An 11,599-nucleotide genomic window follows, 5' to 3' on the forward strand; every position below is an offset into this window, starting at 1 on the left:
CAAGCATAAAACCACATAATAGATCTACATCAAAAACTCGAATAAACTCTTCAGCAGTTGCAGCACTACAAATGCAAGATCGGGCTCCCAGGCGTGCAGGCCTGAGTCCTGTAATGTCTGATCGAGGGTTTCGAGCTGGTTCTTGGCCAGTTCGTATTTTTTGGCCATGAAGCACAGCCGGGCGAGGGCGAACTGCCAGAAGAAGCGTTCGCGGCCGCCATGGGCCGACTGCAAGCCTTGCTTGAGCGTCTGCACGGCAGGCTTCAAGCCTTCCTTGCGCAGCAGCGGGAGGACGTCTTCGAGAGCCTTTTCCCAGGCCGGCTGGGTTTCGACGTTTTCGCTTTCGACCTTGCGCGGCGCACTGGCGCTTTGCAGATGCGGCATGACATTGGCGGCGATCCACGCCCGGGTGACCGGGTCGGCAAAAGGCACGCCGTCATGGAAACGCAACTCGACGATGCCGGGCAGGCGCTGAACCAAAAGCGCGAAGTGGATTTCCACTTCGCGCATGGCCAACTCGGCGTTGAGGTTCTGGAGACATTCCCAGACCATTCGCTGGCCATCGAACCAGAACGGCGCCTTCGCCAGGCTCGCCTCCAGTTCCACCAGCAAGTCCGCGTATTTACCCTGATCGAAGCGATCCTGATATTGCTTGAGCTTGTCGACCGGCAAGCCGCGCAACACGGTGATCTGTTCGGCGTTGCGCTCGGGGACGGCGTCGATGGTCATCCACAGCAGAGTTCGATTCAGGCGCAGGGCACGCAGGTCGGTGGCTTTCTGCTTGAGCCACCAGGCGCACAACGGCCGGGCGCTGTCCTGTTGGGCACGCAGGGCTTTGTGTGCATCTCTTTCGTTGTCGATCGGTGCACCGGGCGCGAGCAACTGGCTGGCGGCCTGCTTGACCTGCGCCACCGCCGCGCCCACGACACCGGGTGCCGGTTGGTTGTCGGCCGCGCGCTGGATCATGGTTTTCAGACGACGGGAGATCGGCAGCAACAGCGGCGAGTCGTCGCCCAAGTGTTCGGCGCACGCGGCTTCGAGGCCGGACAGGTGCTCGGAGAGCTGCCGGAACATCGGCAACTGCTCTTTGATTGCAATGTTTTCGGTGATCACCTGCTCAAGACGCGGCACCAGCCAGCCAATCGCGGCGGCACGGGTGCGGGGTTTGAGCGGGTGAACGTCGGCCCAGTTGTTTTCCGACAGATGGTGCAGCAAACCGAGACCGGCCAGCAGTCCGGGGAAGGATTCACGCTGGTACAGCGACCAGGTCAGCCAGGCGCCGACACGCAGATCCTTGGATTGGGTACGCAGGAGATTTTCGCTGTTTTCGCGAATTTTCAGCCAGTCGATCTGCCCGCTTTCGTGCATCGAAGAGGCTTTGGCCAGCTCGCTTTCCAGCGCCTCGAATTCGCTCGAAAAACGAACGTCTTCGCCCGCGAAATTCTCTTTGGAAACAGAGACTTTTGCGAGTTCGAGGTAATGGGCGGAAAGTTTGCTTGAGTAGGACATCCATGGCCTTTATTTAGGATTACGGTCATGCGCCTATTGGAGTTGCCGCGGCGCTGGACAGTATCGAAGAGCAGTGACGTAACTCATCCAATTGAGTGTGTGCTCTTTCAAGTGGGCGCATCGTAATCACTATGATGGCCACTAGCAAGCATCTGATCAAACAACAAGACGAAGTGTTCATTGGCGTCTGTAAGAGATCGCCCTATATCCGACAGGGGAATCCCTGATAGCGATTTATATTGCGCGCATTTGTCTTCCTCCCTCACAACCCTTGAGCCAGAGCGGCCCGATCAAGCCTGACCGCATCGCCCCGAACGCGGGTCTCTTTATGCGGCGCCAAGCATGACAACTCTCGAAAAAAATAGAAGTAGGACTCTTCCGAAAATTCTCGCACTTCTATTAACCATTCACCGGCGACAACGCCCAACAAAAAAAGTGCCATCAATTTGATGGCATTTCATTTTTCTGAAAGTTTCACCGAACCGGCAATACTGCACATCAGTGCCAACTCAATAATTATCGAAGTGCCCTCCTACAGTCTTCTCCTTCAAATTTATCCCGCACTTTCACACCCGGAATGCTCTGACAAATGTCAGAGATACTTCTTACATCAATTTATTTCCCGCGTTGCTAGCGTGCCTTGGCAAATTCTATTCGCGTGGCGATCAAGGATGATCGGACACCGCGCATCGACTCACTTTGCTTAAGGACAAGCGTATGTTCAGCACGGGCAGTTGCGCGCCTTTTATCCTGCAAATTCCCGGAGTTCGCCACGACTTTGAAGTGCTCGCGTTCGATGGTGAGGAAGCCATCAGTTGCCTATACGCCATCCGGGTCGAACTGGTCAGCGAACGTGCTGATATCGATCTGGAAGGCCTGCTCAGTCAGCCGGCGTTTCTGCAATTCGGGTTCAACAAAGAAGGCATCCACGGGCGCATTGAAGATGTGAAGGTGAGTGAATTCGGGAGACGCTTGACCCGCTATGAGCTGACGCTGGTGCCGGCGTTGCATTATTTGCAGTTCAGTCAGGATCAGCGGATTTTCCAGAATCTGACTGTGCCGCAGATCATTGCTTAGGTTCTCCAACCCCACGGCATATTGGCCGATGCGTATATTTTTCACGTCTCCACCAGCCCGGAGCGTGAATACTGCACGCAGTATGGCGAAAGTGATTTCGCGTTTATCCAGCGTCTTTGTGCCGAGGATGGAATTGCCTGGCACCACCAACACTCGTCAGACGGCCACTCGCTGGTCTTCACCGATGACCAGGTGTTCCTGCCAAAACTGGGTGCTACCGCGTATCAGCAAGACACGGGGATGGTCGCGGAGCATTCGGTCATCAGCCGTTTCAGCGTCCGCAACAGCACCCGAACCAGCACGGCGATTCGCCGCGGCTATGACCTCAAACGCCCAAATCTTCTGCTGCAAAGCCGATTCACCGCTGAGTTCATCCCGGCGTTGGAGGACTACCGCTACCCGTCGCTGCCGGAAAACGAAAAGCACGGTAAACAGCTTGCCCGACAGGCACTGGAGCGACACCGCACCGACTATGAGTTGGCCGAAGGTAAAAGCGACCAGCCGACGCTGCGCTGCGGCCATTTGTTCCAACTTGCCGAGCATCCCCGCAAGCAGTGCAATGTCCTGTGGCTGCTGGCCAGTGTGATGCACACCGGCAGGCAACCCCAAGTGCTGGAAGAATCAGCCACCAGCGACTTCAAACCCGATGACGACTTCATCCAGGGTTATCGCAATAGTTTCTGCGCCATTCCCGCCGAGGTAGTTTTCCGCCCGCCTCTGCCCCCGCGTCGTCCACCACTGGTTGCCCAGACCGCGCGCATCACCGGGCCTGAGGGCGAGGACATCTACTGTGATGAGTTCGGTCGGGTGAAGATCGAACTACCTCGGGATCGCGCCGAATTCAACAGTGAACGCAGCAGTTGCTGGGTGAGGGTTTCCTCAAGCTGGGCCGGCGATCACTTCGGTGCGGTGACACTTCCGCGCATTGGCATGGAAGTCGTGGTGACCTTTCTGGAAGGTGATCCAGACAAACCGCTGATCACCGGTTGCGTAACCAACAAAGCCAACTTGCCGCCCTACACGTTGCCCGACCACAAAACCAGAACAGTGCTACGCAGCCATAGCTCGCCCGACACCGGCGGCTATAACGAACTGTCGATCGAGGATCGCGCCGGGCAGGAACTGATTTACCTGCGCGCGCAACGCGACATGGCGCAGAAAATCGGCAACAGCCTTCAACTGGAAGTGGGCAACGAACGTCGCGAAACCATCAATGGCAGCAGTTACACCCAGGCTGGAAAGTCTTTCGACATCGAGGCCGGTCAGCAAGTGCATCTGAAGGCCGGCGCCAGTGTGGTGCTGGATGCCGGCGCCAGCATCACGCTGAAAGCCGGCGGCCATCACCTCGTGATCGATGCTGGCGGCATTTTCAGTAGCAAGGAAATCGAAACGGGCCGCAAGCCACACGACAGTGAAGCGCCCAATCTGCTGCTACCAGGCCTGGATCAAGCGTTTCCCGTTGCGCCAGCGGTAAACGCACGTGCAGAGGAAGAACTTGAGGAAGAGGAGGAAGAAGTCGACCTGGAGGATGAGACACCTGGGGGAATAACTTTGCGTATCGGCGTGTTTTTCGATGGCACTGGGAATAACAAGGCCAACAGCGAGACAGTCGCCGCGTGCTACGCCGCAGATGCCAATCTTGCGGAAGCGGCTGCAGAGATCCAGCAGCACTGCGCCACCTACGGTTACGACGGAAACGGGAGTTCGCCGGACAACAGTTATGGAAATGATGTGAGCAATATTGTGCGGCTGTATGAGCTGTATACGGATCATTCCTTCGAAACACTGCCGGAGAAAACGAGAAATGCCTCTTTGCGCGTGTACATCGAAGGTATTGGCACAACAGCTGACGCAGGTGACTCACTTTACGCACAAGCGACAGGCCGAGGTGAGACTGGCGTATCAGCTCGTGTGGAGCAGAGCCCTGAAAAAATTATCGGTCAAGTGCGCTCACTGATCGATAAGAATCCCAATCTACTTATAGAAAAGATCGAGTTCGATATTTTCGGCTTCAGTCGTGGTGCCGCCGCGGCTCGACACTTTGCAAATGAGGTTCTCAAAGGCGAGCGCAGTATTCTCGCAGATGCGTTTCCAGCAGGTTCTCCGGCACTCTCCAGCACCTTTGACTGGCGCCCGCAATCGAGCATCAGCATCAATTTCATTGGTCTGTTTGACACCGTTGCAGCAATCGCCAACCCATGGCTGTTCGATTTTACCGGCGCTAACAGCAGAAACTCCGGACTCGATCTAAAGCTGCCTGATGGTTGCGCCAACAAAGTAGTCCATCTGGTTGCGCGCGATGAATATCGCGAGAACTTTGCACTCAACAGCCTGGGCGACATCGATCTGTTTTTGCCCGGCGCTCACTCGGATCTGGGCGGCGGCTACTTGCCCAGAGCCAAGGAAAAACTTCTGCTGAGCAACCCGATCACCAGCACTATCAGCCGAGACAAGGACGCGACCCGCAGTGCAGCCTATGTTGCTGCCGAGAAAGAAGCATTTGCCTGGTATGCAAAAGGCGTCATCGAAGAGGACGTCCCGGGCAGTCAATTGCGCGTGGCATTTTGGGAAAGAGCCGTGACTCAATCAGCACAAAAGGGCAGATTCAGTCCGGATCCCCAAAAGCGGGTTTACGGGGCGGCCAGCATTGAGCGGCCAGTACATGGCGAGCTGTCACTGGTGTATCTGCGCATCATGCGTGAGCTTGCGGTCAGAGCAAATGTGCCGTTCAAGGTCATCCCAGATACGCCGAATCTGAAACTGCCCGAAGAGTTGGTCCCCATTCACAGGAAGCTCCAGTCCTACGCCTTGGGCGAGTCTCCCGTCGAAGGCCTGACTATCAAAGAAAGGGCATTGTTACGTAGCCGCTATATACATCTCTCTGCTCACTGGAATGCGGCCAAGGGCTTGAACAGCAGCGACTTGAATATTGTTTTCATCAACCGACCAACCAAGAACAACCAACGAGTGGTGCACCCCCATGAATGACTTCACTCGACCTATCAGGAAAACAATGTACTTCCTTCTAGGCATATTATTGGCCGGCTGCGGACTAGACGTCTCCCAAGCTGCGGACAAGCGTCCATGGTTCCTTGGCTTTGGAGCACCGGACTACATGGAGGTCCGGATTGAAACCGCCGATGTGGTGGATATTCGAGAGCGAGTATTCCGACGTGCCGGAGCCGGTATTGCTTCGGTAAGAGCTCCCGCTGATAACAAAGGCACGCCCGCAGGGTGGCCAGAAAACCCCGGAAGTGGCGCAGGGCGGGATATCACCGGCGCCGACCTGCCCCGCTTGATCTATGTACGATGGCAATCCCTGGCCGAACCTCAAACCTATGAGGCTTACATCACCATTTCCGAATCGGCTCGGGAAATCATGCGTAAGCCGGAAAAAGCTTTCTGCAGGGCTGATGGCAAATGGATCACGGACTACCGCGATGACATCGGTATTGGCTTGGCCCCCGGCGGTATTGCAAAGGTCTGGCTAGGGGGCGCTTGCCTCAAGTCTGTCGAGATTACTCGGGTCGAAGGGAGTGCAATGAAGGAAGGCCCGTATCAAGGAAAAAACGAGGGGCGGTACGCACTGTCTCTATCACCTGAATCTAAAGCCTACATCGAAAAATTCGGCATTCCCTTCGGGAGCTGGTAAGGAGCATTACCTCATGGAATTGAAACCGCTGTTGTTCGCAGCGCTGATGTGGCTTCCCGTTACCCACGCATCCGCAGACAACCCGCCACTGGACGGCCATTACTACCTGACGGGCGCAATGGAAATGGGCGCCGAGTTGCTGTTGCGTAAGGACGGCACCTTTTCTGCTGGTATCGCCTACGGATCGGCTGGCGGTGTCGCCAAGGGAAACTGGTATGTCGAGGAAAACACTCTCATGCTGGAGCAAGAGCCTGCTGCCCAACCAGCAAAGAAGCTTTCCTACAATCTTTCACGCGAGAGAACGCTGATCGAACTAAAGGAATATGCCGAAAAAGAAAAAAATGAGTTGGCTAAAGAGAGCTACGTTTTAGAGCTACGGTACGATCACCAACCTCCGCCGCCGCCCCTGAAGCCCGTGATGGTCAGTCTCGAGTTCAATACAGGCCCACCGGGTCAATTGCTCTTGAACTCGAATCAACAAACAGACCTCTGGTTTCCTTACGATTACCAGAGAACGCTGAAAAAAATTGGCTTTGGCACAGATCATAATCGTGGAACCTATCAATGGTTCGATGTCGCGGGGGATAGCCGAGCCTTCAACATTGGCTGGAAGAAACGAAAAAACCAGCCCTTAACGTTCGAACAACCAATCGAATTTGATCTGGCGACCACCAGCCGTTATTTGGCTCCAGTAGAGCGAGAACGAGTTGACCATAACTATTGGTTGACGTTTTATCACTTCGATCCGGTCTCACCACCCGCGATCCATCCAGTGGAAGTTCATTGGCAACTCGAAGACGGTTCGACGTTGAAGGAGGTTTGGACAGACTCGCAGCGAAACACGCTGACACTGCCGTTCTCCCCAAATAAAGCATTGGCAAAAATCGGCTTACATACACAAAATTCTCCTGATGAAATCGAGTGGTTCACCGTCATGCCGGAAACTCGATGGGCGACGCTGGACTGGCAAGCCTATCCTGACCCTGCCAACGGCGATCTTTCTGTGTTGTTCAAAGATCTGCAACTGGCGATCGAGCCAAACTGCCTGGCCGTAGACTTTGGCAACGGCAAAGCCTGCTTCCGCAAATAACCTGACATACAGCCACAAAAAATGGGCACTCGACCGCAATCGACGTGCCCATTTCTTCTTACGGTGCTCCCCTTTACTCAGGGAGTTCGCCGCAATTAAGGATTAACGCTGTCTTTCAACGATTTGCCTGGCTTGAACGCAACGGTGTTGCTGGCCTTGATTTTCACCGGTTCACCGGTTTGCGGGTTTTTGCCGGTGCGGGCGCCGCGGTGGCGTTGCAGGAAGGTGCCGAAGCCTACCAGCGTCACGCTGTCCTTGCGGTGCAGAGCGCCGGTGATTTCTTCGAGGACGGCGTTGAGTACGCGGTTGGCCTGTTCTTTGGTCAGATCTGCTTTTTCAGCGATTGCAGCGGCGAGTTCTGGTTTACGCATTAGTGAAGCCCCTTTGACGGTTTTTTGTTGTTATGTCCGTGCTGTTCTCGTTGGAACAGCGCCCAAGGCGCCGCAGGCTCTACTCTGCGGCAGACGGGAGTGAGAATGGCACGCGGATACCGGCGGCGCCAGTCTCCCCGCGACCTTTGTGGGGGCAAAAGCGGGGTGATTCCGACAGAACGACCAGTATTTACGCCAGCAGGGGCGGAAGCTGTTTATTCAGTGCGAGTTTTTCCATCACCGCCGCGCCAGTCAGCGCATAACCGAGCAACTGACCGTCGGCGCTGTGGCACAGGGCCTTGATGTCGGCGCCCTGCCCTTCAACGGTCCAGACGCCTTCGCTGCCGCGTGGTGGCGGCGAAACCACCAGTGGGCACACCGGGGTTTTCACGGTGATCGGCATTGGGCCGTAGCTCACCGCCGTCGGGTTTCCGGCGAGGGTTTGTGCAAGCGCTCGCGCACAGCTCATGAGGGGCATGACGTACAAAAGATTCAGCCCGTCGACCTCGGCGCAATCGCCCAAGGCATAGATATTGGCGTGGGAAGTCTTCAGGTGCCGATCGACCACGACCCCGCGATTGACCTGCACGCCGGCAGCCGCCGCCAGATCGATGCGTGGGCGCAGGCCGATCGCCGAGACCACCACGTCGCACGGGATGACCTGGCCGTCGGACAGGTGCGCTTCCAGACCATCGGCGACTTTCTGCAGACGGGTCAGCACCGGGCCGAGGTGAAATTTAGCGCCCAGGCTTTCCAGCCCGGCCTGCACCGCTGCCGCCGCAGCAGGATGCAGCAACATCGGCATGACCTGCTCGCACGGTGCAACCAGTTGCACCTCGTAGCCGCCGAGGATCAGGTCGTTGGCGAATTCGCAGCCGATAAGGCCGGCACCGAGCAACAGCACCCGACGCTTGCCGGCCGCCGCTGCGCGGAAACGTGCGTAGTCTTCGAGATCATTGATCGGGAACACCAGATCCGCGCCATCGCCTTCAATCGGCACGCGCACGGTTTCCGCGCCCCAGGCGAGGATCAGGTCGCGGTAGTACACCGCTTCTTCGCCGATCCACAGGCGCTTGTGGCCGGCGTCGATGCCGCTGATGCGCGTGTGGGTGCGCACTTCGGCTTTCAATTGCTCGGCCATGGCGCCCGGTTCGGCCATGCTCAGGCCATCGGCGTCCTTGTTCTTGCCGAAACCGGTGGAGAGCATCGGCTTGGAGTAAGAGCGGCCGTCATCGGCGGTAATCAGCAGCAACGGGGTTTCGCTATCGAGTTTGCGAAACTCCCGGGCCAGGTTGTAGCCCGCAAGCCCGGTGCCGACGATTACGACAGGTGCGTTCATGCCTTACTCCTTGGTTTTTCTCAGTTGATTTCGATCATTTCGAAGTCCATCTTGCCGACGCCGCAGTCCGGGCACAGCCAGTCTTCCGGCACGTCCTGCCACAGGGTGCCCGGTGCGATGCCGTCATCCGGCCAGCCATCGGCTTCGTTGTAGATCAGGCCGCAGACCACACATTGCCACTTCTTCATTCAGGTACTTCCTCAGGGTTCAGGCTGTTTTGCCGGCGCGGACGGTCGATGGGTGCTGCGCTGCCGTCCGGCTCAGCGCGTTTTGTACTGATCGAACCGGGCAGATGCAAGCCTGTTCGGCGCAACGGCGACCCGGATCAATCAGTATCGCCGCCCGCCATGGTAAGCTCGCCGCCTCATTTGCGGCCAATAATGACTCATTGTGCAACAGACTAATCCTTGCCCGGCCCCGCTCTGGCTGACTCAAAGCCAACTGTCCCCGCTCCCCGATTCGTCGACCCTCGACTGGCTGTTCGACGAAGGTTCGCTGACCCGCCGATTGACCCGTCTGTCCAACGATGGCTTCAGCGTCACGCCATTGTTCGAAGGCTGGGACACCTTGCGCGCGGACGAATGTGCAGCACTGGACCTGGCCGAAGGCAGCGAAGGCTGGGTGCGCGAGGTGTATTTGCGTGGCCATGGCGAGGCCTGGGTGTTTGCCCGCAGCGTGGCCTCGCGCGCAGCCCTGCAAGGCGACGGCTTGCACATGGATGAGTTGGGCAGCCGTTCGTTGGGCGAATTGCTGTTTTGCGATCACGCCTTTCAGCGCCGCGCCATCGAAGTCTGCCACTACCCGGAACAGTGGCTGCCGCCAGTCTCCCGCGCCCCTGAATTGTGGGGTCGGCGCTCGCGTTTCGATCGTGGCGCGCTGAGCGTGCTGGTTGCCGAAATCTTCCTGCCGAGCCTGTGGAGCGCCGTCCGCGCCCATCCGGAGAACTGCTGATGTATCAGAGCCTGCTCAAGTCCCTGAATCGCTTGAACCCGCGTGCCTGGGATTTCATTCAGTTGACGCGCATGGACAAGCCGATCGGCATTTACCTGCTGTTGTGGCCGACGCTGTGGGCCTTGTGGATAGCTGGCAAAGGCTCACCGTCGCTGGCCAACGTGGTGATTTTCGTCCTCGGCGTAGTGCTGACCCGCGCCGGTGGTTGCGTGATCAATGACTGGGCTGATCGCAAGGTCGACGGCCACGTCAAACGCACCGCGCAGCGACCACTGGCCAGCGGCAAGATCAGCTCGAAAGAAGCCCTGGTGTTCTTCGCGCTGCTGATGGGCGTGAGTTTCCTGCTGGTGTTGTGCACCAATGCGCCGACCATCTGGCTGTCGCTGGGTGGGCTGGCATTGGCCTTCACTTATCCGTTCATGAAGCGCTACACCTATTATCCGCAGGTGGTGCTGGGCGCGGCGTTTTCGTGGGGCATGCCGATGGCGTTCACTGCCGAGACGGGCGAGTTGCCGGCGGCGGCGTGGCTGCTGTGGATCGCCAATCTGCTGTGGACGGTGGGTTACGACACCTATTACGCGATGACGGACCGCGATGACGATTTGAAGATTGGCGTGAAGTCGACGGCGATTCTGTTCGGCGAGGCGGACCGGGTAATCATCCTGAGCTTGCAGGCGTTGTCGCTGGGCTGCCTGTTGCTGGCGGGGTCGAAATTTGAGCTGGGCGTCTGGTTCCATCTTGGCTTGCTGGTGGCTGCCGGGTGTTATGCGTGGGAGTTCTGGTACACCCGCAGCAAGGACCGGATGCGCTGCTTCCAGGCGTTTTTGCACAACCATTGGGCCGGGCTGGCGATTTTTGTCGGGATCGTGCTGGATTACGCGTTGCGATAAGAATTTAAACATGTGGGAGCTAGCTTGCTCGCGAAGGCGTCGTGTCAGTCAACAAATTGGTTAACTGACACACCGCTTTCGCGAGCAGGCTCGCCCCCACAGGGAGATTGCGGTTATTTTTGTGATTCGTGAACGACGTGCCACACGTCTTTCATGCCATCGCCCTTCATTTCTCCAGGCTTCTCATCCTTCATGAAGGTGTACAGCGGCTTGCCATCGTAGGCGTACTGCATCATGCCGTCATCGCGCTTGATGACCGTCCATTTGCCTTCTGCCTTGGCACCCGCCGGCGCCATCATCGGTGGCCAGTTCTTGGCGCAATCACCATTGCACATCGACTTGCCGCCAGCGTCCTTGTCGAACGTATAAACGGTCATGCCTTTGTGATCTACCATCATGCCGTCCTTCATCATGGCCGGCTCGGCAGCCAGCGCAAATCCAGGCAGAGTCAGGGCAGCAGCCATCAACAGGGCTTTGAAAGAAACAGTCATTTGAGTCATGGAAACCTTCTTTTGTGGTTGTCAGGATTCGGACTTAGAGCTTAGTTCAGGATCCGTACAATCGCCGCCGGACTAAAATACTGTCACACGACTGCAATAATTCCGTTATCTAATGCGGCGCAAGACAGTTAATTGACAAGAGGATTATGGGTTGGTTGGATTTTGCATTATGATAGTTGTGTACTAATGTCACTTTTGTGAATTTATTTTGGTTTATTTT

At 56.9% G+C, this 11,599-nt stretch carries 8 protein-coding genes and 2 pseudogenes; 5 read left to right on the plus strand and 5 right to left on the minus strand.

What is annotated here, in order from left to right:
• Positions 1–30: 30 nt before the first annotated feature.
• Positions 31–1,509 (minus strand): annotated as a pseudogene (tssA, locus tag ACIONG_RS28465) (type VI secretion system protein TssA); the annotation flags it as partial.
• 717 nt (positions 1,510–2,226) lie between these two features.
• Between tssA and tssI the strand changes: the two are divergent.
• From tssI to ACIONG_RS28480, 3 genes and pseudogenes are all read left to right on the plus strand, one after another.
• Positions 2,227–5,574: pseudogene (tssI, locus tag ACIONG_RS28470) on the plus strand (type VI secretion system tip protein TssI/VgrG).
• Positions 5,567–6,238 carry a DUF2931 family protein gene (locus tag ACIONG_RS28475; RefSeq protein WP_401304192.1) on the plus strand — a complete coding sequence of 224 codons (672 nt, stop codon included), beginning with the start codon at positions 5,567–5,569 and terminating at the stop codon, positions 6,236–6,238. Before tssI ends, ACIONG_RS28475 begins: the two are co-directional and overlap by 8 nt.
• A 13-nt stretch (positions 6,239–6,251) precedes the next feature.
• Positions 6,252–7,328: a hypothetical protein gene (locus tag ACIONG_RS28480; protein ID WP_401304194.1), complete on the plus strand. Its 1,077-nt coding sequence runs from the start codon at positions 6,252–6,254 to the stop codon at positions 7,326–7,328.
• Positions 7,329–7,423: 95 nt separating this feature from the next.
• Here the strand turns inward: ACIONG_RS28480 and ACIONG_RS28485 are convergent, their stop codons facing one another.
• The 3 genes from ACIONG_RS28485 to ACIONG_RS28495 form a co-directional block, all read right to left on the minus strand.
• A complete protein-coding gene (locus tag ACIONG_RS28485) occupies positions 7,424–7,699 on the minus strand; it encodes an HU family DNA-binding protein (protein ID WP_003213368.1) in 276 nt (91 codons plus the stop codon).
• A gap of 190 nt (positions 7,700–7,889) precedes the next feature.
• Positions 7,890–9,038 (minus strand): NAD(P)/FAD-dependent oxidoreductase, encoded by a 1,149-nt coding sequence (locus tag ACIONG_RS28490; protein WP_401304197.1) that lies wholly within the window; start codon positions 9,036–9,038, stop codon positions 7,890–7,892.
• Positions 9,039–9,058: 20 nt separating this feature from the next.
• A complete protein-coding gene (locus ACIONG_RS28495) occupies positions 9,059–9,226 on the minus strand; it encodes a rubredoxin (protein ID WP_007954349.1) in 168 nt (55 codons plus the stop codon).
• A gap of 202 nt (positions 9,227–9,428) precedes the next feature.
• Between ACIONG_RS28495 and ACIONG_RS28500 the strand changes: the two genes are divergently transcribed.
• Complete coding sequence (locus tag ACIONG_RS28500) at positions 9,429–9,989, plus strand: chorismate--pyruvate lyase family protein (RefSeq protein ID WP_401304200.1); 561 nt, start codon at positions 9,429–9,431, stop codon at positions 9,987–9,989.
• Positions 9,989–10,879, plus strand: a complete 891-nt coding sequence (gene ubiA, locus ACIONG_RS28505) for a 4-hydroxybenzoate octaprenyltransferase (protein ID WP_103302687.1) — start codon at positions 9,989–9,991, stop codon at positions 10,877–10,879. Before ACIONG_RS28500 ends, ubiA begins: the two co-directional genes overlap by 1 nt.
• A gap of 113 nt (positions 10,880–10,992) precedes the next feature.
• Here ubiA and ACIONG_RS28510 read toward each other — a convergent pair whose 3' ends face one another.
• Positions 10,993–11,379, minus strand: coding sequence for a hypothetical protein (locus tag ACIONG_RS28510; RefSeq protein ID WP_016985771.1), 387 nt, complete (start codon positions 11,377–11,379; stop codon positions 10,993–10,995).
• Between the last annotated feature and the right edge of the window lie 220 nt (positions 11,380–11,599).

This window comes from Pseudomonas sp. NPDC087817 (assembly GCF_044742875.1).
GTDB lineage: Bacteria > Pseudomonadota > Gammaproteobacteria > Pseudomonadales > Pseudomonadaceae > Aquipseudomonas.

What these genes read in the sequence shown, in the direction of transcription:
- ACIONG_RS28475 (WP_401304192.1), top strand. Translation starts at nt 5,567, where the DNA reads ATGAATGACTTCACTCGACCTATCAGGAAAACAATGTACTTCCTTCTA.
- ACIONG_RS28480 (WP_401304194.1), top strand. Translation starts at nt 6,252, where the DNA reads ATGGAATTGAAACCGCTGTTGTTCGCAGCGCTGATGTGGCTTCCCGTT.
- ACIONG_RS28485 (WP_003213368.1), bottom strand. Translation starts at nt 7,699, where the DNA reads ATGCGTAAACCAGAACTCGCCGCTGCAATCGCTGAAAAAGCAGATCTG.
- ACIONG_RS28490 (WP_401304197.1), bottom strand. Translation starts at nt 9,038, where the DNA reads ATGAACGCACCTGTCGTAATCGTCGGCACCGGGCTTGCGGGCTACAAC.
- ACIONG_RS28495 (WP_007954349.1), bottom strand. Translation starts at nt 9,226, where the DNA reads ATGAAGAAGTGGCAATGTGTGGTCTGCGGCCTGATCTACAACGAAGCC.
- ubiA (WP_103302687.1), top strand. Translation starts at nt 9,989, where the DNA reads ATGTATCAGAGCCTGCTCAAGTCCCTGAATCGCTTGAACCCGCGTGCC.
- ACIONG_RS28510 (WP_016985771.1), bottom strand. Translation starts at nt 11,379, where the DNA reads ATGACTCAAATGACTGTTTCTTTCAAAGCCCTGTTGATGGCTGCTGCC.